The organism is Acidaminococcus sp. AM05-11, from assembly GCF_003472805.1.
GTDB lineage: Bacteria > Bacillota > Negativicutes > Acidaminococcales > Acidaminococcaceae > Acidaminococcus > Acidaminococcus hominis.
The window spans coordinates 1-26,144 of record NZ_QRMX01000026.1 but is presented as its reverse complement, the minus strand read 5'-3'; the positions used below and the strand labels follow the sequence as shown (position 1 = coordinate 26,144).

At 44.7% G+C, this 26,144-nt stretch carries 17 protein-coding genes and 1 pseudogene; 14 read left to right on the top strand and 4 right to left on the bottom strand.

Annotation, left to right across the window (positions count from 1 at the left end; translation table 11 throughout):
* Positions 1-1,584: 1,584 nt before the first annotated feature.
* On the bottom strand, positions 1,585-2,010 hold the full coding sequence (locus DW089_RS09430) for an endonuclease domain-containing protein (protein WP_105325889.1): 426 nt from the start codon (positions 2,008-2,010) through the stop codon (positions 1,585-1,587).
* Between the two features lie 1,658 nt (positions 2,011-3,668).
* Between DW089_RS09430 and DW089_RS09420 the strand changes: the two genes are divergently transcribed.
* The 14 genes and pseudogenes from DW089_RS09420 to DW089_RS09355 all read left to right on the top strand — a co-directional run bounded on the left by DW089_RS09420 (position 3,669) and on the right by DW089_RS09355 (position 25,221).
* Entirely contained in the window at positions 3,669-6,731 is a 3,063-nt protein-coding gene (locus DW089_RS09420; RefSeq protein WP_118287186.1) for a heavy metal translocating P-type ATPase, read from the top strand.
* Between the two features lie 233 nt (positions 6,732-6,964).
* On the top strand, positions 6,965-8,812 hold the full coding sequence (locus DW089_RS09415) for a phosphoethanolamine transferase (protein ID WP_118287185.1): 1,848 nt from the start codon (positions 6,965-6,967) through the stop codon (positions 8,810-8,812).
* A 314-nt stretch (positions 8,813-9,126) separates the two neighbouring features.
* Positions 9,127-10,079, top strand: a pseudogene (locus tag DW089_RS09410) (glycosyltransferase family 2 protein).
* Entirely contained in the window at positions 10,080-10,451 is a 372-nt protein-coding gene (locus DW089_RS09405; protein WP_118287184.1) for a GtrA family protein, read from the top strand.
* A gap of 30 nt (positions 10,452-10,481) precedes the next feature.
* Positions 10,482-12,053 carry a DUF6020 family protein gene (locus DW089_RS09400; RefSeq protein WP_118287183.1) on the top strand — a complete coding sequence of 524 codons (1,572 nt, stop codon included), beginning with the start codon at positions 10,482-10,484 and terminating at the stop codon, positions 12,051-12,053.
* Positions 12,054-12,284: 231 nt separating this feature from the next.
* On the top strand, positions 12,285-13,736 hold the full coding sequence (locus DW089_RS09395; protein ID WP_118287182.1) for a sugar transferase: 1,452 nt from the start codon (positions 12,285-12,287) through the stop codon (positions 13,734-13,736).
* Between the two features lie 30 nt (positions 13,737-13,766).
* Positions 13,767-14,531: a DUF4422 domain-containing protein gene (locus tag DW089_RS09390; protein ID WP_118287181.1), complete on the top strand. Its 765-nt coding sequence runs from the start codon at positions 13,767-13,769 to the stop codon at positions 14,529-14,531.
* Between the two features lie 124 nt (positions 14,532-14,655).
* On the top strand, positions 14,656-16,281 hold the full coding sequence (locus tag DW089_RS09385; protein ID WP_118287180.1) for an O-antigen ligase family protein: 1,626 nt from the start codon (positions 14,656-14,658) through the stop codon (positions 16,279-16,281).
* 71 nt (positions 16,282-16,352) lie between these two features.
* Positions 16,353-17,456 carry a glycosyltransferase family 1 protein gene (locus DW089_RS09380; protein WP_118287179.1) on the top strand — a complete coding sequence of 368 codons (1,104 nt, stop codon included), beginning with the start codon at positions 16,353-16,355 and terminating at the stop codon, positions 17,454-17,456.
* A 64-nt stretch (positions 17,457-17,520) separates the two neighbouring features.
* Positions 17,521-18,966 (top strand): flippase, encoded by a 1,446-nt coding sequence (locus tag DW089_RS09375; RefSeq protein WP_118287178.1) that lies wholly within the window; start codon positions 17,521-17,523, stop codon positions 18,964-18,966.
* A gap of 135 nt (positions 18,967-19,101) precedes the next feature.
* The gene (locus DW089_RS09370; RefSeq protein ID WP_118287177.1) at positions 19,102-20,238 is read left to right on the top strand and encodes a glycosyltransferase; all 1,137 of its coding nucleotides are present in this window, start codon (positions 19,102-19,104) and stop codon (positions 20,236-20,238) included.
* An 18-nt stretch (positions 20,239-20,256) separates the two neighbouring features.
* The gene (locus DW089_RS09365) at positions 20,257-21,309 is read left to right on the top strand and encodes a hypothetical protein (protein ID WP_118287176.1); all 1,053 of its coding nucleotides are present in this window, start codon (positions 20,257-20,259) and stop codon (positions 21,307-21,309) included.
* A gap of 252 nt (positions 21,310-21,561) precedes the next feature.
* A complete protein-coding gene (locus DW089_RS09360) occupies positions 21,562-24,162 on the top strand; it encodes a YfhO family protein (protein WP_233547586.1) in 2,601 nt (866 codons plus the stop codon).
* A 102-nt stretch (positions 24,163-24,264) separates the two neighbouring features.
* Positions 24,265-25,221 (top strand): glycosyltransferase family 2 protein, encoded by a 957-nt coding sequence (locus DW089_RS09355; RefSeq protein ID WP_118287174.1) that lies wholly within the window; start codon positions 24,265-24,267, stop codon positions 25,219-25,221.
* 178 nt (positions 25,222-25,399) lie between these two features.
* Here the strand turns inward: DW089_RS09355 and DW089_RS09350 are convergent, their stop codons facing one another.
* From DW089_RS09350 to DW089_RS09340, 3 genes are read right to left on the bottom strand one after another with little or no spacing between them, the layout of a single operon-like run.
* Positions 25,400-25,546, bottom strand: coding sequence for a YvrJ family protein (locus DW089_RS09350; RefSeq protein WP_199614798.1), 147 nt, complete (start codon positions 25,544-25,546; stop codon positions 25,400-25,402).
* Positions 25,547-25,567: 21 nt separating this feature from the next.
* Positions 25,568-25,792 (bottom strand): DUF2922 family protein, encoded by a 225-nt coding sequence (locus DW089_RS09345; protein ID WP_118287172.1) that lies wholly within the window; start codon positions 25,790-25,792, stop codon positions 25,568-25,570.
* A gap of 52 nt (positions 25,793-25,844) precedes the next feature.
* The gene (locus DW089_RS09340) at positions 25,845-26,072 is read right to left on the bottom strand and encodes a DUF1659 domain-containing protein (protein ID WP_118287171.1); all 228 of its coding nucleotides are present in this window, start codon (positions 26,070-26,072) and stop codon (positions 25,845-25,847) included.
* Positions 26,073-26,144: the final 72 nt, after the last annotated feature.

Here is a 26,144-nt window from a genome sequence, read left to right as displayed (position 1 = left end):
AATTCCAAAGGCGCAGATGGGGCGTGTTCAAGGGAAGGTGCCTGACGCCAGGAAGGCGGTTGGGGCAGGCCAAGCGTTTTACATTTCTCAGTTTGCATCTAATCCTGGTGTTGAACCCCAACCTTGTTCCGCTTTTGCACTGGGGGCGGAACGTTCCTTCCCCTTCTACAGTGCGTGCCAAGCAGCGCACTGTTAAGTGGAAGGCATACGGCCTTCGGCCGAAATGTTGGGAAAGGTCGGCTTGATATTGAGCTTTACGTTTCTCATTCGGGTATTATGGTTTTCATTCGGTTTTTGCGGCCACCGGCCGCCTGCCTTCTCCGCCCATTGTCTCCTCCATTTCGCCGTGGAAACGGCTGAAATGGGGGAGATGCGCCTATTTCAAAGCTGCTAGAGGCGCAGAGGGGGAGAGTGGACGTAGGGAAGGTGCCTGACGTCAGGAAGGCGGATAGGGCCGCCCAGGTATTACGCTTTTAATTGAGAAGTGCTAAAACCAGATTTGGCCCTCCGGGCATTTTTGTTGCGAACTCCATCCGCCGGCTAATTCGCCGGCACCTTCCCCTTCTACAGTGCGTGCCAAGCAGCGCACTGTTAAGTGGAAGGCATACGGCCTTCGGCCGAAATACTGGGAAAGGTCGGCTTGATATTGAGCTTTACGTTTCTCATTCGGGTATTATGGTTTTCATTCGGTTTTTGCGGCCCCCGGCCGCCTGCCTTCTCCGCCCATTGTCTCCTCCATTCCGCCGTGGAAACGGCTGAAAGGGGGGAGATGCGCCTATTCCAAGGCTACTAGAGGCGCAGAGGGGGAGAGTGGACGTGGGGAAGATGCCTGACGTCAGGAAGGCGGTTGGGGCCAGCCAAGCGTTTTACATTTCTCAGTTTGCATCTAATCCTGGTGTTGAACCCCAACCTTGTTCCGCTTTTGCACTGGGGGCGGAACGTTCCTTCCCCTTCTACAGTGCGTGCCAAGCAGCGCACTGTTAAGTGGAAGGCATACGGCCTTCGGCCGAAATGTTGGGAGAGGTCTGTCGAATGCCGGGTATTGCGGTTTTCATCCAGGTGTTAGCGGGCACCGCCCGCTTGCCTTCTCCGCCCCACAGTGGTCCAAGGCGGGGAAGGTGCCTGACGTCAGGAAGGCGGTTGGGGCGGTCCAGACATTATGATTTCAGTAGTGAACTACTGGAATACATGACTTAGCCCTCCGGGCATTTTGGTTGCGAACTCCATCCGCGGGCGAATTGCCGGCACCTTCCTCTTCTACAGTGCGTGCCAAGCAGCGCACTGTTAAGTGGAAGGCAGCGGCCTTCGGCCGAAATCCTGGGAGAGGTCCGCTTGATATTGGGTTTTACGTTTCTCATTCGGGTATTATGGCTTTCATTCGGTTTTTGCGGCCACCGGCTGCTAGCCTTCTCCGCCCATTGTCTCCTCCATTTCGCCGTGGAAACGGCTGAAATGGGGGAGATGCGCCTATTCCAAGGCTACTAGAGGCGCAGAGGGGGAGAGTGGACGTAGGGAAGGTGCCTGACGCCAGGAAGGCGGTTGGGGCAGGCCAGGTATTATTTTTTCATCCAGGCAATACTCCTTTTACTCATCTAATTCTTTTTTCTTCCGTGCGGTAATTTTCATATGATATCGGTTCATTTTTTCAACCATAGCCTTCACTTTATTATCAATGTCTGTACAAACCACATCAAATTGTTGATTTACTTCCAAATTCGTATATCGCAATACCTGAATTCCCATTTTGGCTAGAAATTCCGTGCGCTTTTGATCATATACCCTTGCAGCATCTTCATAATGTTGACTGCCGTCCAATTCAATGGCCAGCTTTAATTGGACACAGTAAAAATCAACGATATATTCTCCGATTACTTTTTGCCTGCGCCATCTGATCCAGTAGCCGCGGAGGAAGTTGTACCATAGTTTCCTCTCTTGCTTGGTCATGTTTTTCCGTAATTCTCGGGCATTGTTCATCAGTTCTTTGTGTCGTTCTGTCTGCGTATATTCCATAATTCTTACTCCTTTGCGCATAGATATCCTCATAGTAACGAAACAAATAGGGGCTGTCTATAGCTTGAGAACGAACGGGAAGAATGGGCATAGGAACGGGAAACGGGTACTATTTTAGGCAGTAGTTATCGACTTGCTGACTAGATTGTTCTGCACTACAATCCTTGATTCTCTCAATTCCCAATTTTTATGAGTGCAGGATTTATCATCAATAAATTCCCAGTGTACCAATTCACGCCCATACCTTGTTGTAAACTCCATCCGCCGGCTAATTCGCCGGCACCTTCCTCTTCTACAGTGCGTGCCAAGCAGCGCACTGTTAAGGGGAAGGCAGCGGCCTTCGGCCGAAATGCTGGGAAAGGTCTGCTTGAAATTGGGTTTTACGTTTCTCATTCGGGTATTATGATTATCAATTGGTCAGTGCAGATTCAGCTCATAACGCCTGGTTTAAACCAGTTACTAATTCTTTTCAGCAGATTTTAGCGGCCACCGGCCGCTTGCCTTCTCCGCCCCACAGTGGTGCAAGGCGGGGAAGGTGCCTGACGCCAGGAAGGCGGTTGGGGCGGTCCAGGCATTATGATTTCAGTAGTGAACTACTGGAATACATGACTTAGCCCTCCGGGCATCCTGGTGTTGAACCCCAACCTTGTTCCGCTTCTGCACTGGGGGCGGAACGTTCCTTCCCCTTCTACAGTGCGTGCCAAGCAGCGCACTGTTAAGTGGAAGGCAAAGGCCTTCGGCCGAAATTCTAGGAGAGGTAGGCTTGATATTGGGATTTACGTTTCTCATTCAGGCATTAGGCTATTTACCCAGGCGTTTGCGGCCACCGGCCGTCTGCCTTACCCTCCTATTCCCCAGCTACTAGAGGCGCAGGGGGGCGGCAGACGGGGGCTCCCCCTCCCGATCAATACCTTCATCTTGATTCCTCAACAGCTTGAAGCCTCCCATTGTCCCGGGCTTCAAGCTGTTGGTATTTTCCTTATTCTTTTAGCTCCACCGTATATTACATTTCCTCTCTGCTTTTTCCTCTCCCAACTAATGTACACCTTCAGTACAATTGACGAATTCCTCAGCCACTAGAGGTGCAGGGGGGCGGCAGACGGGGGCTCCCCCCGCAATCAATACCTTCATCTTGATTCCTCAACAGCTTGAAGCCTCCCGCTGCCCCGGCTTCAAGCTGTTGGTATTTTTCTTTAATCCTCCAATTCTACTGTATTTCTCCCTTTCCTCCAATCGATTCCTCTCCCTACCACTGTACACACCTTTAGTATAATTGACGAATTCCCCAGCTGCTAGGGGCGCAGGGGGGCGGCAGACGGGGGCTCCCCCCGCAATCAATACCTTCATCTTGATTCCTCAACAGCTTGAAGCCTTCCGCTGCCCCTGGCTTCAAGCTGTTGGTATTTTTCTTCATTCTTCCAATTCTACTGTATTTCTCCCCTCCTTCCAATCGATTCCTCTCTCAACTACTGTACACACCTTCAGTACTATTGACAAATTTCTCCTCCTTTGCTATGATTATCATGCAAACAATACCTAGGTAGGGTATGTGGAACAATCAATCTTGTCATTTTGTCCCACTCTTTCTTCTCTCTTTCTTCCCTGCCTTTCATTTCGACAAATCCTTTTTCGATTTGTCCGTCAAGGAGGTCTTTTCCGTGAAACAATATATGGTAACGGGTATGACGTGCGCCTCTTGTCAGGCGCATGTGGAGAAGGCGGTGGCTGCCGTCCCCGGGGTCAAATCTGTGTCGGTATCGCTTTTGACCAATAGTATGGGGGTGGAGGGTTCCGCTGACGATGCGACCATTATTAAGGCCGTGGAGGATGCTGGCTATGGTGCTTCTGTCAAGGGTGCGCAGACCCAGAAGCAGGGGGTAGCTGAGAAGCTGGCGGCGGACGAGGAGGCGCTGAAGGATCATGATACGCCGAAATTGCGCCGGCGGTTGATTCTTTCCTTGGGCTTCCTGGTAGTGCTGATGTATCTCACCATGGGGCACAATATGCTGAACTGGCCGGTGCCCGAGCTTCTCTCCGGGAATCTGCCGGGGCTGATGCTGACCCAGGTGTTCCTGGCTCTCATTGTCATGGGCATCAACCGGGCGTTCTTCATCAGCGGGTTCAAGTCCCTGATGCACGGGGCTCCCAATATGGATACGCTGGTTGCTTTGGGCTCCTCGGTTTCTTTCCTGTGGAGCACGGCGGTGTTCTACAATATTTCCTATCTCATGAGTCAGGGCGCTTCCTACGCCCAGCTGCTGCCGCTGTACAAAGGGGATTTGTACTTTGAAACGGCAGCTATGATTCCTTCCTTGATTACCTTAGGGAAGATGCTGGAGGCCATGTCCAAGGGCCGGACCACGGATGCCCTGAAGGGGCTGATGAAGATGGCTCCCAAGACAGCGGTGCTGCTCCGGGACGGCCAGGAGGTTACGGTCTCCATTGATGATGTGCAGATCGGCGACATTTTCGCCGTGCGCCCTGGGGAAAATATCCCTGTGGACGGTGTGGTGGTCAAGGGTTCTTCTGCGGTAAACGAATCCGCCCTGACGGGCGAAAGCCTGCCGGTGGACAAGAACCCTGGGGACAAGGTTTCCACCGCCACCATGAACCAATCCGGGTACCTGGAATGCCGGGCTACCCGGGTAGGGGAAGACACCACCCTGAGCCAGATTATCAAACTGGTCAGCGATGCGGCGGCCACCAAGGCCCCCATTGCCCGGATTGCGGATAAGGTTTCTGCGGTGTTCGTCCCCACCATCATCGGGGTGGCCGTGGTCACCACTTTGGGCTGGCTCTTTGCCGGCGCCCCGCTGGGCCAGGCCATTGCCCGGGGGATTGCGGTGCTGGTTATCGCCTGCCCCTGCGCCCTGGGCCTGGCAACTCCTGTAGCTATTATGGTGGGCAGCGGCGTAGGTGCCAAGAACGGTATCCTGTTCAAAACCTCCCAGTCCCTGGAAGCAGCCGGCAAGGTCTCCATTGTGGCCTTGGATAAAACCGGTACCATTACCAAAGGGCAGCCCAAGGTAACGGATATTGTGCCCGCCCCTGGCTATACCAAAGAAAGCCTGCTGCAGCTGGCCTATGACCTGGAACAAAAATCCGAGCATCCGCTGGCCAAGGCTGTGGTAGAGGAAGCAGATAAAAACGGCCTGAAGGCCGAAACCGTCGATGATTTTAAAGCCCTGCCCGGGAACGGTCTGGAAGTCACCCGCGGCGGAGAGAAACTGGTAGGGGGCAGCCTGACCTACCTGCGCTCCCTGAGGGCGGTAACCCAGGAACTGGAAGCCAAAGCGGCTGAACTGGCCTCTGACGGGAAAACCCCGCTGCTGTTTGCCGCAAATGGCAAGGCTGCTGGCCTGATTGCCGTAGCCGATGTCATTAAGGAAGACTCTGCCAAAGCTATCAAGGAACTGCAAAACATGGGCATCACCGTGGTCATGCTGACCGGGGATAACGAACGCACCGCTGAAGCCATTGGCCGCCAGGCCGGGGTGGACAAGGTAGTTGCCGGCGTCCTGCCGGAAGGCAAGGAAGCCGTGATCCGCAAGCTCCAGCAGTTTGGCTCCGTAGCCATGGTAGGGGACGGCATCAACGACGCCCCGGCCCTGACCCGGGCTGACATCGGTATCGCCATTGGCGCCGGTGCCGACGTGGCCATTGATTCTGCCGATATCGTCCTGATGAACAGCCGCCTGTCCGATGTGTCCGCTGCCGTCCGGCTGAGCCGGGGCACCGTCACCAATATTCACGAGAACCTGTTCTGGGCCTTCTTCTACAACGTGATCTGTATTCCCCTGGCCGCCGGCCTGTTCTCCTACAAGATGAACCCCATGGTTGGCGCCGCCGCCATGAGCGTGTCCAGCTTCACCGTATGCATGAATGCCCTGCGGCTGAACCTGTTCAAGCTCCATAACGCCGGTCACGATAAGAAACGGAAAAACGATGCCCGGGAAGCCGTTCTGAAGGAACAGCTGAACCCCGCACCTGCAACTGCCTGCCCCGTGCCAGCAGCCCCTGTGAAACTCCAGGGAGCACCCCTGCCGGAACAGCCTGCCCAAGGCCAAACCATTACCCTCAACGTAAAAGGCATGATGTGTGCCCATTGCGAAGGCAGAGTGAAGAAAGCACTGGAAGCCCTGCCGGGGGTAGTCAGCGCAGCCCCCAGCCACGAAGCTGGGAATGCTGTAGTGGTCACCACCCAGCTCCTGGATGACGCTGCGGTGAAAGAAACTATTGCCAAGGCCGGGTATGAATACCTGGGCCGGGCCGAAGCCCCCAAGGAAACCACAGTCACCCTCAACGTGAAAGGCATGATGTGCGCCCATTGCGAAGGCAGAGTGAAGAAAGCATTGGATGCTCTGCCGGGCGTAGTCAGCGCAGCTCCCAGCCACGAAGCCGGGAATGCTGTGGTGGTCACCACCCAGCCCCTGGATGACGCTGCGGTGAAAGCAGCCATTACCAAAGCAGGGTATGAATACCTGGGCCGGGCCGAAGCCCCTAAGGAAACTACCATTACTCTCAACGTCAAAGGCATGATGTGCGCCCATTGCGAAGGCAGAGTGAAGAAAGCACTGGAAGCCCTGCCGGGTGTAGTCAGCGCAGCCCCCAGCCACGAAGCCGGAAATGCTGTAGTAGTTACCACCCAGCCCTTGGATGAGGCACAGGTGAAAGAAGCCATTACTAAAGCCGGGTATGAATACCAAGGCCATGCGGCATAAGCGAATATGGAATAAAGCAAGCCGTCTGATGAGGAGAAAGCTCCTGTCAGGCGGCTTGTTTTATGTAAGCATTAACGGAGTACCGGCCCCGCATTGGCAGATTCAAAACACACCCTGCCCGTCAACACCCAACGCCCTCAATTTGCTTTATTTTCTTATTCTTGCTACAATCTTTACATATACATTACAAAATATGGTATTTTCCGAATCCAATTAGAACAAGGAGTGTTGGTATGCATTTGAATTTTGGGGAGAAGCGAGAGAATTTACGCAAGGCGGGGGTATTCTGTATTGTTTATATGCTCCTGCTGTATGTGATTCTTTCCTTAATTGCAGGGGCACCGTATCTGCATGGGTTTCGATATGTCTTATTTGCGGCATTGTTAAATGCCCTGGCAGGGTATTATTGGCATTACGATACCCGCTACCTGGGCATTACAGCCTTTATGACATTCTTTTTGACTTCAGGTTCCTGGGTGCAGCTGCTGGATCATGCCCAGCTGACGCCTTATATGGTACTGGGGAATATGACTTTTGCCGGGGCTCTTTGGGCAGGACTGCTGCTCTTTTGGGTATTTATTCGGCAGGCAGGGAATACCCTGGGGATACCGCTGTTGGGAAAATGCATCGGCAATGTCCTTCTAGGGGCAGGACTCCTGGTATTGTCTCTCTTTAATACTATTTTCTGGGGCTATTTTGCCATAAGCCGGCATTATCTGCGGCCGGATATTGTTATGACCGTCTACCAGACCAATTTGAAGGAAGCTCTGGATTACCTTAGCTCTCAACCTACATCCCACCTGCTGCTGGTGGTGCCGGTGCTGGTATTGTTTGGCCTGGGGTTCTATAAAATCCTGCACTATGTATGCCAGACAGGAAACCCTTCCAAGCGCAGCCAAAAATTTACCAAGGGCAGCCTGGTGCTGCTTCCGGTGAGCCTTCTTCTTATACGGCCGATTCTTTTTATGTCCGGCCAAACAACGGCCCAAAGTTTTCAGCGCTACGAACTCTTCCGGATTATCATTGCTGTGCGGGATTCTGTCCGCAGCTACCAGGACTTTGCTGCCAACAAGGCCAAACGCCAGGCCCAACTGGCCCAATTGGGAACGCTTCCGGTAAGACCCGGCCATCAGGGTCTGTACGTGCTGGTCATCGGCGAATCCAATACCCGGGACCATATGGGGGTATATGGCTATGCCAGGGCAACCACGCCGTTTCTTAGCCAACTGGCCCAGGAAAAGAAAGCCCTGATTTTTCCCCATGCCTATTCCAACCATACCCATACCGTGCCTACCCTGACCTATGCCCTTACTGAAAAAAATCAGTACAACCAGGTAAAACCGGAAGACGCCTATTCCCTTACAGAAGTGGACCAAGCCGCAGGCTTTTCCACCTACTGGTTCAGCAACCAGACCCGGTATGGCGCTTGGGCTACTCCGGTTACAGAAATAGGTTCTACCGCCCAGCATCAGGTCTGGCTCAACGGAGAAATCGGAGAGAGCAGTTATGCAGCCTATCATGATGGCCTGCTGGTGGAAAAAGCCGCCAAAGACCTGTCCCAGGCAGAGAACGCCCTGATTGTCATCCATTTAATGGGTGAGCATACCAAATACCCTGACCGCTATCCGGCAGAATTTGCACAGTTTACCGGCAGTGCCAATCCCCAAGTGGACCAGTACGACAATGCAGTCCTATACACAGATGATGTACTGAAGCAGATTTACCAACTGGCCAGTAAGAATCCCCATTTCCAGGGCCTGGTGTATTTCTCTGATCATGGCGAAGAAGTAGAGCAGGGAAAGAGCCACGAGAGTACCAAATTTACCCCGCCCATGAGCCATATCCCCTTGATTCTGATACTATCTCCCGCCTACCAACAGCAGAATCCGGCTTTGTACCGGACCCTTTCCCAGCAGCGGCAGAACTATTGGACCAATGACCTGGCCTATAACCTGTTGGTGGAGCTGATGGGCATTCAGAACCTACCCCTGATTGAACCACAATTTACCTTGGGAAGTCCTGCTTATGACAGAGATAAAGAAAATCTCCGGACCCTTCATGGAGAACGGAAGCTGGAATAAGTAATAAGTGTATATGAAACAGTAAAAGAAGCCATGGTAATAGATAAAATCTTCCAAAGCCGGGTACGAATACCTGGGCCATGCGGCATAAGCGAATACGGAATAAGCAAGCCGTCTGATGAGGAGAGATTCCTTGTCAGGCGGCTTGTTGCCTATCAGGAAGCTTTTTGAGGAAAAACAATGATATTGGTAATACCCTCCTTGTTTTCTTGTAAATGCCTCCTATTGGGGTATATAATAAAAAAATCAGTACTTTAAAATCTTATATGTAATCTTTTGTATAAAATCAGAGTTTCTATAAGGGGTAATGGAATATGTCGAAAATAGCGGTATTAATACCTTGCTACAATGAAGGCAAAACCATAAAGAAAGTCGTTCAAGACTATCAAAGAGCTTTGCCGGAAGCAGATATTTATGTCTACGATAATAACTCCCAGGATGGGACTGATGCAATAGCCCGTGCAGCCGGAGCTATTGTTAAATATGAATATCGGCAGGGGAAAGGGAATGTAATTCGCTCCATGTTTCGGGATATCGATGCTGATTGCTATTTGATGATAGATGGTGATGATACGTATCCTGCGGAAAATGCCAAGGAAATGTGTGGTTTAGTGATGGCAGGGAAAGCGGATATGGTCATTGGTGACCGTCTTTCTTCCACCTACTTTGAGGAAAATACCCGTGCTTTTCATGGCTTTGGCAATGTGCTGGTGCGAAAATTTATCAATGCTTTTTGGGGTGACACCGCACATATTTATGATGTAATGACAGGCTATAGAGCGTTTTCTCCTTTGTTTGTCAAAACCTTTCCGGTATTATCCAAGGGCTTTGAGATTGAAACCGAGATGACCATCCATGCGCTAGATAAAAATCTTTTGCTGCGCTCTGTCCCTGTTCAATATCGTGATCGGCCTACAGGAAGCTTTAGTAAACTGAATACCTTTACAGATGGTATGAAAGTTCTGATAACAATTTTTATGCTTTATAAGAATTATAAACCACTTAAGTTTTTTTCTGCTCTTGGGCTTATTCTTGTCTTGGGCTTATTCTTGCCCTTGTGGCTATAGGCTTGTTTATTCCAGTATTCAGTGAATATCTTGCTACAGGCCTGGTACCTCGATTTCCTACTTTGGTCGTATCCTCAGTTATGATGCTGGCAGCATGTCTATCGTTTGTTTGTGGTTTTATATTGGATACCGCTGCTTTGAAAGATAGACAATTCTTCGAGCTGCAAATGAATATCATTAAAATGCTGCAGGAGAAATAAATGGGAGAAGGACGAGAATTTGCAAAGTTTTGCCTTGTAGGGGCATTTACTTTCTTTATTGATTATGGACTTTTATTTGCTTGTACCGAGTATGCAGGTATCAGTTACCTTATTTCTTCTGGGATATCTTTTTCTGTTGCCGTGTTAGTCAATTATTTGCTTTGCGCAAAATATGTATTTAAAGATGCAGAACAAAATTTAAAATCTCTTATGGGCTTTATTGTGGTCAGCTGTATAGGGCTAATTCTTAATCAATGTTGTATGTGGTTTATGGTAGAGAAAATTCAGCTGTATTATATGTTGGCAAAAATTGTTTCTACCGCTATTGTAACTTTATGGAATTATTTTGGGAAAAAATATGCTTTGCAATAATGGCTAGAGAAATGAATTAAGGAGCTGTGTATGGGAAAAAGAGAAAAATTAGCAGCGGCCATCTTGGGCATCCCCATGTCAGTATCATTTTTTTATACTTGTAAAATAGAACGTTGGATAAAACTAGGTTGGATTAAAAATGTAGCTGAACCACTATTGGCACCGCAGGACGGGTTATGGATTTTGGGTTTGTTTGTGCTGTTTTTTGGTATTTTATTATTTTTCTTTAAGCATGGCAGCAGGCTGGCTAGCTTCCCCCAAATAAGTGGAAAATTTTTATCTTTGAAGCAGGCAGCTGCTATTTTATTTTTGTTATGGCTGCCTTTTCTCCTGGTTTTATATCCTGGTGCCGGGATGAACGATACTGTCGCCATACTTAGTTCTCCACGAAGAGTCACTGTTCAATTTCCCTGGATTTATTCCTTAGCTTTAGGCAGTTTTGGGAAAATTAGTAAGTATCTATTTGGCACGTGGGAAATCGGCATCTTTTTATTTAGTTTATTGCAAACTTTTTTTATGAGTGTGATTTTGGGTTGGGTTACCTGCAAGATGGCAGCTGTGACTCGGAATAGTAAAGTGGGGTGGCTTCTGCTGCTCTATTTTGGCTTATTTCCTATGGTGGGGAATTATGCCATTGCAGCAGTCCGGGATCCGATGTTTTCAGCCATATTGCTGCTTTGCTCTTTTTATATGATTGAAAAGAATGATGGTTCTTGGAGGTCTTCTTTGCAATTTGCTTTATTAACAGTGGGGCTGATGGCTTTTAGAACCAATGGGGCAGCTATTGCTTTGCTTTTGGCTGTTATTGCAGGAATCCAATATAGAAATAAAAAAATCGTTGTGGCATTCTTAGCAGCAATACTTGTTGTGACACTTCCCGGTCGTATTTTACTTAGCACAGTTCATAAACAGCCACAATTTCAGGAAGCAGTCGCCATCCCCTTGCAGCAAATGAGCAGAGTATATGTTTTGAAAGGCAATCTTACAATAGATGACAAAACATTTATGGAGAGTTTCCTGCCAGAAAAACAATGGCACAGTTCAACTCCTTTTTCAGTGGATAGCATCAAATGGCAAGATAATTTTAAACGGGATTTATTGAATCAGAAGAAACAGGAATTTATGCACAGATGGATGGTAATGGGCTTAAAAAATCCACGTTTATATATGGAGGCCTGGATGCTGGAAACGTACCATATTTGGAATTGGATTTGGTATGATCAGAAAGACCAATCCCGCTTTGGGTGGGCACTAATTGATGAACATATACCGGTAAGTCCGGCGAATAATAATATGCTGGGTGTGGGAGATTTACCTATACCCAATGGCATTAAAAATACTCTGGGAAAATGGCAGTTTGCACATAGCCGCTTTTTTGGTTCAGGTTTATGTTTTTGGCTAACAGTATTGGCCTGCGGCATGCTATATGTTCAGGGGAAAAAGCGACTCATATTATTTGCTATACCTGCGCTGGCCAATATGGGGACCTTACTGTTATCCACTCCTGCGTCAGCTGTTTTTCGATATTCCTTTGTGTATGTGTTAGTTTTGCCGATTTTGTGGTTATTTGTATTCTCTAAATCAGATGATGATGGGAATTGATAAGAAAGACGTCCATTGTTTGAATTATATATAAGAAGGCCGTCTGACAAAAACTGTTTCGTTTGTCAGACGGCTTTTCATAGTTTTATAAGAAATTTCTTCTCGGATAATAAATCCCCGCTGTAAGCCGCCTGTTTTCTTGTAAAAGCCAGCCTAAAAGGGTATAATTTTTTATATACGCTTTTTATACATGGGGTATTAAGGAAAATCTGTTAAAGGGGAGAATCGACTATGACCGCAGCTGAGAAAACCATGTCTTCCTCCAGCTCTTTTATTCATCACCACTTGAATTATTTCCTGCCGGCAGTGTTTACCATCACCGACTGGCTGTTTATATTACTGGCTGAGTCTTGTGCATATTCCCTGCGAAACTGCATTATGGGCAGCCAGTATTTTCATATTGCCTGGGCCAATTTCTACCTGGTATTTCCGCTGTCGTTTATCCTATTTTTTCGGCACGCTCAGGTGTACCAGCGCAGGATGGCCTTCTGGAAAATGCTCCAGCGGATGTTTGATGCTTGTACCTACGCCATTATTTTCATTATCTTTTTCATGTACGCTACCCATATTGCAGCCAGTACTTCCCGGCTGTTTGTTGGTCTATTTTGGATTCTGTCCTTTATTTTTGCGGCCATTTCCCGGTATGTTATGACCTGGGTCTTGGAATGGGCCGGGGTGGGCCGGATTCCTGTGCTCCTGGTAGGCGGGGGAAAAACCGCCCGGCTGCTGCTGCGGGGGCTTCGGGAAGACATTGGCATGGCCTTTCATATTGTAGGCTATGTGGACGATGGTGGGCCCCAGAAGGAAAATGTAGGGGATTTGCCCTACCTGGGCACCTTTCACGATATCCCGGAAATCATCCAACAGACGGAAGTCCAGGACGTGTTTATTGCAGCCCCAGGGCTGCCTCCGGCTAAACTGGACCAGCTGATGCACAGAATCCAGCCTTTGGTACGGAACCTGTCCTTTGTGCCCGACCTAATTGGCCTGCCCCTGAACGGGGTAGTGGTGGAGAACGTGTACCAGGAGCGGGTGCCGCTCATGAGTCTCCAGAACAACCTGGCTCGGCCTTATAACCGGCTGGTGAAACGGATTTTTGACTTGGTGGTAACGACCATTGGTACCATTTTCATCAGTCCCGTTTTGCTGCTGCTGGCCATTCTGGTGAAATTAGATTCTCCAGGTCCCGTGTTCTTTGCCCACAAACGCATTGGGAAAGACGGGAAAGAATTTCCCTGCCTGAAATTCCGCAGCATGTGCGTGGACGCAGACGCGAAACTGAAAGAATACCTGGCCGCCAATCCGGAAGCCAAAAAGGAATGGGACGCTGAGTTTAAACTAAAAGACGATCCCCGGGTCACCCGGATGGGCCGGATTCTCCGTCGTACCAGCCTGGACGAACTGCCCCAGCTGTTTAACGTGCTCCGGGGAGAAATGAGCCTTGTGGGACCCCGCCCCATTGTGACAGCGGAGATTCCCAAGTACGGGGACTATATCCACGATTTCTATATGGTCCACCCTGGCATTACCGGCATGTGGCAGGTAAACGGCCGCAGCGATACCACCTATGAGGAGCGGGTCCAGATGGACTCCTGGTATGTGCGGAACTGGTCCGTATGGCTGGATATTATGCTGCTTTGGAAAACGGTAGGCGTAGTGTTGAGCCATAAAGGTGCATATTAAGAGAAAACCTGAGCAGGGAGTACGGAAACAATGGATATTAAAATATTAGTTGCAGCCCATAAAGCCTATTGGATGCCGGAAGATCCAGTTTATCTGCCACTACAGGTGGGGGCTGAGGGTAAACGGCCCTTGGGTTATACCCCGGATAATACCGGAGACAATATTTCAGCCAAGAATCCCTATTTTTGTGAGCTGACAGGGTTGTATTGGGCTTGGAAGAACCTGGATTGTGAATATATCGGCCTGTGCCATTACCGGAGGTACTTTGGAAGAAATACTCATACCAATGATCTCGAAAAGAAGAAGCAGGCCATTTTCCACCAGAAGGATTATGAGCGGCTGCTGCGGCAATATGACGTGATTCTTCCCGAAAAACGTCATTATTATATTGAAACGGTCCGGAGCCAGTACGAACATGCCCATTATAAAAAGGATCTGGACCTGGCCGAACGCTTGGTGGGGGAATTGTACCCCGAATATAGTGAAGCCTTTACTCAGGTCATGAACCGCCGATCCCTGCATATTCTCAATATGTTTGTGATGAAGAAAAGTCTGTTTGATGCTTATTGTCAGTGGCTCTTTACGATTCTTTTTGCGATGGAAAAGCAAGTGGATATGACAGGCTATAGTTCCTATGAACAGCGGCTGTATGGATTTCTGTCTGAACGGTTATTTAATGTGTGGCTGGAAAAGCAGCAACTGCGGATTTGCGAAGTTTCTGTGGTATTCCTGGAAAAAATTGATTGGGTAAAGAAAGGAATTAAATTTTTAAAAAGAAAATTTGAAAATAAATAGTTGATAATTATAAATTTGACTGTCTTCTTACCGATTACTGAAGGATTAAGACTTAACAGATTTAGCCAAAATAATTTAATCAATCAGAAAGACAAAAATAATAATCTGTTTTAGGAGAAACATAGTGAAGAATATATATGAAAAAACAGAAGAATGGCTATTATTATTTATCATTATCTGCTTACCGTTAACCACGATTTCTCAAAAATATAAGCTTCCAATTTTTGGCAATAATATTCCATTTATGCTCCTATGTTTAGCTTGTTTTGTCTTTCTGTTAAATTATATTAAATGCAAAGAGTTTAAAATACCTCATGCTAAGTATATTGGTATATTTTGCCTTTGGCCTATTTTGTGTACAGCTATAGGTGCTTATCAATTTCCTTTTTGGTCAATAGCTGCCGATAATTATTTAAAGGATACATCTGTAGTAAGGATTATTGCTCATATTTGGCCAGATATTGTTACATCTACCACACTTTTACACGTAAAGTATTTTTGCTCTAATATAGTTGCATTACTAAAAAGCTTTTTACTACCGCTAATAGGCTTTTTTTTATTAATTACTGATTTATATCAAAAAAATCCGCAAAGGGGAATTGCATGGATCAGTAAAGCAGCATTTACTGCGGTTCTCTTAATGGGAATATATTCTGCTTTTGAAATTTGCTGGCTATGGACAGGAAATCAAACTTGTACAAATATTTTAGCCTTTTTAAATAGGCAAATTTATGATATTGCAGGTGCCCATGGATGGTGGCCACCGCTTTTTTGGAAGGGACAATTGAGAAGTTATACACAAGAGCCGTCTTACTTTGGCATTATTGCTTCTTTCCTGGTTCCATTTTTATGGTACCGAGTCTTTAATTATAGAAAAAAATTTGATTTGATTCTCCTCTTTTACTTTACATTTATGATTTTTATGACGAAGTCTAGGACTGCTACAATTGTTTATTTTGGGGAAATCGGTGTTTTTATTTTTCTAAGTTTGGTTGCACAATATAACCATTGGAAAAAAGTTTGTTTTACAATTGGTATTATTACTGTTCTTGCCTTTGGAAGTTATATATGTGGAGATACAATTATTCCACAATTGGCTGCAGAAGCAAAAATTAAAGCTAATATGAATAGTGGAAAGGATATTAGGCAGATAGAAGGTATAACGGGTTCTAATACAGAAGTTTTAACTTCACTTGCTGAGAGTACAGAAGATTACGTAGAAAATAATATTACTTCTGCCGCGGGAACTGCTCCGAGATCCAATGCGGCAAGAATTGGAAATATGATTGCTATGACAAGGGTTGGAATTCAACATCCACTATTTGGAGTGGGGCAGGGCTATATGTCCATGTATATGGTTAATCAGTTCCCGGCAGAATTTACGAAAAATGCAGAAATACAGCTTTGGACTAATAGTTTACTAAGTATCACATTTATAAAATCAGGATACCCCATTATTAATGCGTTTTCTGCTATCTTGGCTCAATTCGGAATTTTGGGATTGATTTTATTCTTTATTCCACTTTTTTATACTGGAATGTATCTAGTAATTAGAAGAGAAAATTTCAAAGCTAGATTGGATATCGTTTGTATTATAGTTGCTGTTGTTGGGCAACTGGTTTGCTTCTTTAGTAATTGGTTTTTTTATTCATTTCCTATTGTATTTTCATTGCTATACTGTTTTGTATTTTTCACTGAAAAAGAAAGTATTACATATGAAAAGAAGATGTTTTTTTGCAATAGGAATTAGACCTTTTTCGGAGTTAGCTCAACAATTATGATAAAACTTACGAAAAATATATTAGATTAGCAGGTGATATCTTGCAGAAGTCCTTAAGAATATTACATATTATACCAGCACTAAATTATAGCGGCGGCATGGAAAGCTATGTGATGAACTATTACCGGAATATTGACCGGGATAAAGTACAATTTGATTTCATTACTCATACAAAATTAGATTGTTCTTTTGAAAATGAAATCCTGCAAAATGGTGGTCGTGTATATAAATTTCCTGTTTTTTCCATGAAAAATATGCCAAACTTATTACAGCAAATAGAAGAATTTTTTCTGGAACATCCAGGATATCAAATTATTCATTGTCATATGGCAAATGCGGCCCCGTTTTATTTCTATATCGCAAAAAAATATGGTGTAAAGCATTGTATACTGCATAGTCATCAGCCTTCTGCAGCGGATACTATTACGCATAAATTGCGCAATATCCCACTTTTGTATCTCGGCAATAGAATGGCTACAGATCGCATTGCTTGTTCGAAATTGGCAGGAGATTTCCTGTTTAGAGATAAACCGTTTAAGATTATTAGAAATGCCATAGATATTAAAAATTTTACTTTTAATCCTGAGAAACGAGAAAAAGTCCGTAAGGAATTAGGGCTAGCGAATCATTTTGTAATTGGCCATATAGGAAGATTAACCGCCCAAAAGAATCAACTGTTTTTATTAGATGTATTTAATGAAATTTCTTCGAGAATTCCCAATGCCTTACTTATTTTGGTAGGTGGGGGAGAGGATGAGGATAGGTTAAGGAAACGGGTTGAAGAACTTCAGTTGAAAGCAAAAGTTAAGTTTCTTGGTATACGATCAGACGTAAATGATTTATATCAGGCTTTTGATTTCTTTCTTTTTCCGTCCCTTTATGAAGGCTTGGGCATCGTCTTGGTAGAAGCACAGTGTGCTGGCTTAGAAGTATTGACCAGTAGAGAGAATATTCCTCAAGAAGTGAAACTCACCAATCATCTTTCGTTTATGTCACTAAAAAAAGGTTATCAATGTTGGGCTCAGTTTGTTGTTGAACATGCAAAATATAAGCGATATCAAGACGTTTCTGGCATCATTGAAAAAGGGTATGATATTACTAGAGAAGCAGTTAAATTAGAAGAATACTACTTATCTTTAACTTGATATTCATTACAACAATTAGGTTTTTTTGAAATATTAAGTGATCAAGGTTATAGGAGCAGATAGAATGGCAAAAAGTATCACGCGAAATTATATTTATAACCTGAGCTATCAGGTACTGACACTGATTACTCCATTCATTACCATTCCGTATCTGTCCCGGGTATTGGGTCCGAATGGCATTGGGGAATATAGTTTTACCTTTTCCGTGGTGACCTACTTTGTACTGGCAGCAAACCTGGGGGTATCCAACTACGCCCAGCGGGAAATCGCTTATGCTCAGGAGGATACCTACCGGCAAAGCCGAACCTTCTATGAAGTCAGTGTGCTGCGGTTTTTGTTGGTATTGGTAAACCTGGTAGTGTATTATTTTGTAGTAGCTTCCTGGCAGGTTTCCCATACCATCTATTGGCTCCAGGCGCTCAATATTGTGGCCGTAGCCTTTGATATATCCTGGTTCTTTCAAGGTCTGGAAGAATTTGGTAAGATTGTCTTCCGGAATTTTTTGGTGCGGATCTTGAATGTGGCCTCAATCTTTTTGCTCATTCATCAAGCGTCTGATGTGCTGAAATATACGGCCCTGATGGGTGGGATGAATGTCCTCTCCGGCATTCTAATTTGGCTGTATTTGCCAGAGCATCTGGTCAAGGTTCCCATTCGGGAATGGAAACCCTTTCGCAACTTCCTAATTATCTGGCAGATGTTCTTGCCCCAGATTGCCATTCAGATTTACGTGGTATTGAACAAAACTATGCTAGGTCTATTTTCAGCCTCCTATGCAGAAAATGGCTATTATGAGCAGGCAGATAAGCTAGTAAAGCTGTTGCTGACCCTGGCCACGTCCCTGGGAACGGTGATGCTGCCCCGTATTTCCTATGCCTATGCCCAAGGGCTGCAGGCTGAGGTAAAGCGGTATATGCTGCGTTCGTTCCAATTTACCTGGTTTTTGACCATTCCCATGTGTTTGGGACTTATGGCCATTGCTCCCAATTTTGTGCCTTGGTTTTATGGTCCGGGGTATGAAAAAACGGGGGTTATTTTGCAGATCATCAGCGGAATCCTGGTTGCCATAGGTCTTAGCAATGTAATTGGCATCCAGTATTTGCTGCCCACCAATCGGCAAAATGAACTGACCCTATCTGTAGTGATAGGAGCAGTCTTTAATTTTTTGATTAATTTGGTGCTCATTCCAAGATATCAATCTATAGGGGTTGCTATTTCAACTTTGTTGACTGAATGTATCGTAACTGGTGTACAATTCTACTTAGTAAGAAAAAATTTTGGCTTTTTTGAAATTGTTTCTATTTCCAAGAAGTATTGGATAGCTGGAGCATTTATGTTTTTCGTAATTTTTTTGTTTGAAAGGAGTTTACAACCCTCCTTCCTTCATACTATTTTGGTAATTTTAATTGGAAGTATTTTGTACTTTGGCATTCTGATTTTCCTCCACGATACTTTAATTCAACAAGGCTGGAACAAAATAAGTGAGCTAAAAAATAAATTAGTCCGATAAAACAATATGCGGTAGAGCTGTCATTAAATATAAATGTTCAAAGTTTGCTAAATAATTAATGTTAGTATGGGTAGAAATTTAGAATAGAAAATACTCGTCCAGGTCTATTTCTAATTGGAAAGGATAATTTAATAGATGAAATTTTTGGAAGCTGAGAAGCCAATTCGAGTTTTGCAGATAGGCATGACACGAAATATTGGTGGACTAGAAACTTATCTGATGTCCCAATTTAACCACTTGGACAGAAGCCAGGTAACATACGATTTTGTGAACATCACAGCTGAGTATGACATTGTCTTTAAAGAACAGATTCTTAAGGCGGGCAGTCAAATCTATGGTGTGAAATCCCGGCATTCAAACCCTGTGCAGCATTATTGGCAATGGATTAAATTGCTGCATCATATTGCGCCCCAGTACAAGGGCATTGTTTTAAACTCCAATAGTTTGACCTATGTTTTTCCCATTTTCCTTGCCAAATTTTTCGGCATTCCACTGCGTATTATGCATTCCCATAATACAGGTTATGAACAGAAGATTGGATTTGGGAAAAAGTTGCTCATCCAGTTTAATAAATACCTCCTTAAATGGGGAGCTACCAACTATTTTGCCTGTTCTAAACTGGCTGGTCAATGGATGTTTGGCAATGGAGCCAAGTTCAAGGTTATTCCCAATGCTATAGACTGTGCACAGTTTCAATATAATCCGATACGAAGGGGAAAAGTGCGGAAAAAGTTGCAGCTGGGTGATAATTTTGTGGTAGGTCATGTGGGACGCTTTACCTATCAAAAAAATCATGAAAGGGTTATTCAAATCTTCTATGAAATCTATAAGCAAAATAAAACGGCTAGGCTGATGCTGATAGGGGATGTCGTGGGAGATCAATCGTATTTAGAAAAGGCCAAGTACTTAGTCCATAAGTTGGGCATGGACCAGGCGGTTCTATTCCTTGGCATGAGAAAAGATGTACCTCAACTGATGCAGGCTATGGATTGTTTTTTGCTTCCGTCACGTTTTGAAGGCCTTCCTGTGGTGGGCATTGAAGCACAAGCTGCTGGATTGCCTTGCTTTTTCTCGGGTACCATTACAAAAGAAGTTGGCATTACCAATTTGGCATATTTTACTTCTTTACAGGTCCCTTCAAAAAAATGGGCTGAAATTATCTTAAAAGAAAGTACAAAAAATAGAGTCGATACTGAAGAAGCTATTATTGAAGCAGGATATGAGATTGGAGAGGCTTCTAAGCGTATCAAGAAATGGTACCTTGAGCATTGAATAGGTGGTTTAATAACGATGATACAATATTTAGGTGAAAATTTAATTGCAGAGCGTCATGCGGGGAGTAAGGCTCGTCAAGATATAGAGAAAATTCTTGCTGAAAAATATTCAGCAGTAACAAACATAGTACAAAGAAAATTCTCGTCGAATTTTCAAAAAGTACAATTTTTATTTTCTATAAAATCAATCAAAACAATGCATCAGCTTTTAGAAAGGCATCCGGATACATTGTTTTTTGTACAGTACCCTTTTTATTTTAATCCTGTATATAATTATCTTTTGAAGCATTTTATACGGACACATTCTTGTGTATTGATGGTTCATGATGTTGACTCATTAAGGTATAAAAATATTGGGAGGCTTCATAAAGAAGTTCTACGCTTAAACCAAGCAGAGGGTATTATCCTGCATAATGATAAAATGTCTACTTTCTTGCTGCAAAATGGTTTAAAAGTTCCATATGTGAATCTTGAGCTGTTTGATTATTTGCTTCCAGGGCAGGTTCCGGAACAAAATTATTACTTAGGGAAAGAAATTGTATTTGCTGGAAACTTAGGAAAGAGTGCTTTTTTGCATCGTATTCCGGGGAAAATTTCAGCTCTGCACTTTTCGTTGTATGGTATTTCTTTTCCCGAGTCATTAAAGAATTGCCCAAATTTAAGTTGGAAAGGAAGTTATACTCCGGATGAGATTCCCTATCGTTTGGAAGGGAGCTTTGGCTTGGTTTGGGATGGAGACGCACTAGATACCTGCAATGGCCCAATGGGGTATTATACGCAATTTAATAATCCTCATAAATTATCCCTTTATATTGCAGCTGGATTGCCAGTGATTGTATGGAATAAATCTGCTATTGCTGACTTTGTGAATAAATACCAAATTGGATTTACAGTGGATAGTCTATTTGATATTTCAAAAAAAGTAGATAATTTGGATCAAGAAACGTACCAAATTTATTTGCGAAATATAGCCCGCTTACAGAAACTAGTAATTACAGGAAGCTTTACGAAAAAAGCAATACAAGCTATTCTCGAGAGAGTGGATTTATCTGCAAGAGAAGAAGTGTAATAAATTATGCACCAATTGTTATCTGCTGGTTCTAAAAGATGTATCTTTCACTCTAGATTTATGCCGTATCTTTTCTTATGGAACTCAATGTTAACCTGCATTTGTATTGTAAAAATGGAGTAAGGTTTTCCCAGGTGGAATGAGTCTGAGGGAATTGAGAATGAAACCTGGTGCTGATGGAGTAGTATGGTCCCAATAACGGAAACAGCCCCATCAGAAATATAAATGCATAATTCCCAAAGCAAATTATGCATGATTAACTATTTAAGAGATATCTTGCTTGGAGGACTAACCTTGGCTCATAGAATAGGTACATGTAAAACTATAGCGTATAAAACCCAATTATTATCTTCAGCATATGTTTATCTATACTCTTTTATGGTTACGCTGATTATTTTATTGCTTATCTTTTGGCATATGCATTTAGCCCCGTTTGGAAATGGTTCCTTGGTCTATGCAGATGCCTATTTACAATATATGGATTTTTTTGCATTTCTTAAGGATGTACTAACAGGTGCCAATGCTATTTCCTATACATTCAGCAGCAATTTGGGCAGTTCATATGTTGGGACATTTTCCTATTATTTGGCTTCTCCATTTAATGGATTGGTATTACTTTTTACTAAGGAAAATTTATACAGCTTTTGTGATTTAATTGCTGCATTAAAAATGGGCCTTGCAGCTTCAACGTTTTCTTATTACGCAGTCAAACGCTTTCCTTCTTTAAAGACAATTTTTGTATTGCTTCTTTCTGTTGGGTATGGACTTATGGCCTATAATTTGCAGATGGCCTGTAATACCATGTGGCTGGACGGAGTTTATATGCTGCCGCTTATTTTGTTAGGCGTATACAAAGCAGTTGCTGAAAGAAAAGTACTTTTGCTCAGTATCAGTGTGGGGGCGTCCATCCTGTTTAATTGGTATACCGGGGGCATCAATTGTCTCTTTGCCTGCATTTGGTTCTTGGTGGAAGGGGGGCTGCAGGGGTTTGGTGCCAATTGGAAAACCTGGCGCTCCGCTGCCTATCATTTTTTGCTCAGTATGTTTATTGGCGTATTGCTGAGCATGGTGCTCTTTCTCCCGGCAATTTTGCAGCTGCGGAATGGAGTAGGAGGCGGTTTTGACTGGAGTATGCTTTCCCTGCATAAGCAGGGACATATTTGGAATACATTGGGCGGGTATTATATGGGCTTGGACAGCAGCAAGAATCGGGCAGCTCTTTTTTCAGGCAGCCTGGGAATTTTAGGCGCTTGGCAGCTGCTGGTCAGCGGTGGAAAGAAAGAGCGATGTTTAGCTGGAATACTATTTCTGTTAACGATAGCAATTTTCCATTGGAAACCCTTTTTCTTTCTCTTTTCATTATTGAAGGATGCTTCCAGTTATTGGTTCCGGTATTCCTATTTGGGCTGTTTTATGATTTTATTTTTGGGGGCAGCTTACTTTAGCAAGTGGAAGCAGCGCAGTTATACCCGTAAACAATTGGCACTAGGGGTGTTGCTGCCGATTTTTATCTGGACCATGAACTTGATTCGCCCTAATGAGCATCAGCATTATTTGTATGTGACTCTTCTGGTCATGGTGATTATGAATAGCCTGCTTTACGTCTGGAAACAGCATAAAGAAAGCAAGGATAAAAGCAAGTATTTACAGGCATTGTTAGCCCTTTTGGCTTTTGCAGAACTGGGTACGCATTCTTATTTATTGATTAAACAAAAACACAGCTCTAATGGAAGCGAATTCAGAAATTATACAGTGGCACAACAACAGCAAATAGACGATATAAAGCAGCTAGATCCAAAAACCTATAGGATTCTACAGACCTCAACCAAAGAAAATATGGGAAGCTTTAGAACTACCGCAGTTTATAACGAAGCAGTGGCTTTTGGCTATTGGGGCATCGGGGGCTATACTTCTGTTCCGCAGAATCGGCAAATGGCATTTTTGGAAAAGCTGGGATACCGGGAAGAACATCATCGGATGAATATTGTGAATACGGCTGTGCTTCCAGCAGATTCTTTCCTGGGCGTTAAGTATGTTTTGTCAGCTTATCCTATAGGAGGCTTGCAGCTAATGGATGAAGTCCAAGAGCAAAACCTGAAAAAAGTATACAGGAACCCCTATGCTTTGCCATTGGCGTTTGTATATCGGGATAATCAGATGACAATCAATGAGAAAGAAAATAATCCATTTGTGTTTACCAATGAAGTTTTTCAAAAAATCTCTGGAATTTCCAAGCCGATTTACCTTTCGGTGCCGGTTCAACAACAGGAAGTGAAGGCTGGGCTTGTGTATCAGCTGCGGCCTGGAAAGGGCCTAGGGCCAGTATATGGTAATATTACGTATAGAAAAAATTTAGATGGTAAAATTCAAGTGGGAAATGCTTATGAAATTTCCTATGGTGCGTGGTTAACTCCTAGCCTATTTTATATTCCTGAATCTGAGACCAAAGAGATTACTCTTTCAACCAAGAACAGGGAGAATATTCTTGAAAGCCAATTCTATCAGGCGGACCTTGGTGCATTGAAAGAGATTGCAGAGCGGATTCGGACACAGGAGGCAACGGGACTTCACTTTGCCAATGGAAAGGTTTTTGGTACTGTGAGTGGCCATTTAGGAGAAAAATTGTTTCTATCCATCCCTGTTGATTCCGGCTGGGATATTGTCTTAAATGAGGAAAAAGTAAAGCCGGAAGTATTTGCAGGAACCCTGATTACTCTGCCCCTGCGTGATGGGGAGAATACGCTGCAAATGACCTATCATATTCCAGGACTGTATCCAGGAATTGGCCTTTCTGTTGGGGGAATTGTCCTATTGGCGGTTTGGAATAGAAAATTGAAGAGAAACAGTTTATGAATCATAAAGTTCCTTATTGATGGAAACTATAGGGGGTTGGATACAAAGTGACAGAAAAAAAACTGGAACGAGGGGAAATCGAAGAAAAAGCTGATTTCCCTATTGGTTCCCTGTTATAACGAGGAAGCGGGTCTCCGAGAATTTTACCGCCAGACTTCTCAGGTGATTGCTCAAATCACCAATTACGATTTTCAATTTCTCTTTGTAAATGACGGCAGCAGGGACCATACCCTGGCTATCATGCGGGAGCTGCGCGAACAGGATCCTCGGGTATCCTACGTGAATTTGTCCCGGAATTTTGGTAAGGAAATTGCCATGATTGCTGGCATGGATTACCTGCCGGGGGATGCCGCCATTATTATGGATGCGGATTTGCAGGATCCGCCGGAATTGATTCCGGAAATGATTTCCTGGTGGGAGAAAGGTTACCAGGACGTCAGTGCCAAACGGCGGAGCCGGGCAGGAGAGACCTTCTTCAAGAAATGGTCTTCCCATGCCTTTTATACCATATTACAAAAGATGTCCGAGGTCCCCATGCAGCGGGATGTGGGGGACTTCCGGCTGCTGGACCGGCAGTGCCTCAATGCCCTGCGGATGCTGCGGGAATGCCAAAGGTATACCAAAGGGTTATTCAGTTGGATTGGCTTTGAAAAAAAGGAAATTCTCTTTGACCGGCAGCCCCGGGCAGCAGGAAAAACCAAATGGAATTATTGGAAGCTAATGAATTTGGCCATTGAAGGGATTACCAGCTTTACCATTGCTCCTCTTCGGGCGGCATCGTTTGTAGGCTGTATTCTGTCGTTTTCTGCCCTGGCCTATATGCTGTATATTGTGATTCGAACCCTGCTTTATGGCGGCGATGTGCCGGGGTATCCTTCCCTGATTACCTTCATCCTTTTCATTGGCGGCGTCCAATTGCTGTTTTTGGGAATCATCGGAGAATATTTGGGCAGAGTATTTAACGAAAGCAAATTTCGGCCCTTGTATCTGGTGCAGGATGTGAACGGGAAACGGGAAATTGTGCAGACCATGGGGAAACGTGACGAAATTGATCAGTAGTCTAAAAACGAGCCATTTAAGCAATTAGATTAGGGAAAATATGGCTTTAAACGGCGCTGGTAAACTGGCATATCTAGAGTATGAAGTGAGAAATGAAAGCATCTGGACTGATTATACAATGAACTATTAAACAAAAAAATCCCTGTAAACTGGGTATTCCAGTTTACAGGGATTTTCTCTATTTTAAGCTCAACCTCAGCTGCTCAATGACGATGGTCAGCTTCTCCAATTTCTCCTCCATACGGACGAGCAAATACCAAGAGATGACCATGGGGAAGCCATACTGGGCAGCCTGGCCGGCGAGCATTGTCAGGTCATCCATCATGGCAGGTTACGTTTAGGACGCTTATTTGTCCAGGATGTCGGTAACCAGTTTGACCTTGGCAGAAGTCATGCTGACCAACGGATAGTTCTTATCCGTCAGCAGGGTTCCCAGATTGATGATTTCCTGCGCCGCAGCGGTTACTGCTTCTGCCGTCAGGGTTTCCTTGGGGCAGGGGATGCGCACGGTCCGGGAATTTTTGTAGCCATCTTTAAACATGATGTCCAGGTTATGGTTTTTGTTGTACATAAGTGATTTCCTCCTTGATTAGTCGATTGAAAGATTCAGCGGGGCCTAAGGCTTAGGCTTGGGGTTGAATCAAAACGTAGCGTTCCCGGGAAACGATTTCCGGGGTAGGATCCATCAGACCAGCCAATACCTGACCGGTTTCAAACACCTGATCCAGGGTGATGCCTTCGGCCAGGTGGTCAAATTCCTGATATACAAATACAGGATTGCCTTCGGCGTCCTCGCCGCTTTGAATTTTCAGTTCCAATACGCTGTCAACCAGATTCTTTTCAATATCCATTTGTATTCCTCCTTAAAATGTTGCATAAATCGGTGTAAGTTTACCGTCTGCACGGACTTTTTTTACCACCTT

What these genes read in the sequence shown, in the direction of transcription:
- DW089_RS09430 (WP_105325889.1), bottom strand. Translation starts at nt 2,010, where the DNA reads ATGGAATATACGCAGACAGAACGACACAAAGAACTGATGAACAATGCC.
- DW089_RS09405 (WP_118287184.1), top strand. Translation starts at nt 10,080, where the DNA reads ATGGGAGAAGGACGAGAATTTGCAAAGTTTTGCCTTGTAGGGGCATTT.
- DW089_RS09365 (WP_118287176.1), top strand. Translation starts at nt 20,257, where the DNA reads ATGATACAATATTTAGGTGAAAATTTAATTGCAGAGCGTCATGCGGGG.
- DW089_RS09395 (WP_118287182.1), top strand. Translation starts at nt 12,285, where the DNA reads ATGACCGCAGCTGAGAAAACCATGTCTTCCTCCAGCTCTTTTATTCAT.
- DW089_RS09375 (WP_118287178.1), top strand. Translation starts at nt 17,521, where the DNA reads ATGGCAAAAAGTATCACGCGAAATTATATTTATAACCTGAGCTATCAG.
- DW089_RS09390 (WP_118287181.1), top strand. Translation starts at nt 13,767, where the DNA reads ATGGATATTAAAATATTAGTTGCAGCCCATAAAGCCTATTGGATGCCG.
- DW089_RS09350 (WP_199614798.1), bottom strand. Translation starts at nt 25,546, where the DNA reads ATGATGGATGACCTGACAATGCTCGCCGGCCAGGCTGCCCAGTATGGC.
- DW089_RS09415 (WP_118287185.1), top strand. Translation starts at nt 6,965, where the DNA reads ATGCATTTGAATTTTGGGGAGAAGCGAGAGAATTTACGCAAGGCGGGG.
- DW089_RS09345 (WP_118287172.1), bottom strand. Translation starts at nt 25,792, where the DNA reads ATGTACAACAAAAACCATAACCTGGACATCATGTTTAAAGATGGCTAC.
- DW089_RS09400 (WP_118287183.1), top strand. Translation starts at nt 10,482, where the DNA reads ATGGGAAAAAGAGAAAAATTAGCAGCGGCCATCTTGGGCATCCCCATG.
- DW089_RS09370 (WP_118287177.1), top strand. Translation starts at nt 19,102, where the DNA reads ATGAAATTTTTGGAAGCTGAGAAGCCAATTCGAGTTTTGCAGATAGGC.
- DW089_RS09340 (WP_118287171.1), bottom strand. Translation starts at nt 26,072, where the DNA reads ATGGATATTGAAAAGAATCTGGTTGACAGCGTATTGGAACTGAAAATT.
- DW089_RS09360 (WP_233547586.1), top strand. Translation starts at nt 21,562, where the DNA reads ATGATTAACTATTTAAGAGATATCTTGCTTGGAGGACTAACCTTGGCT.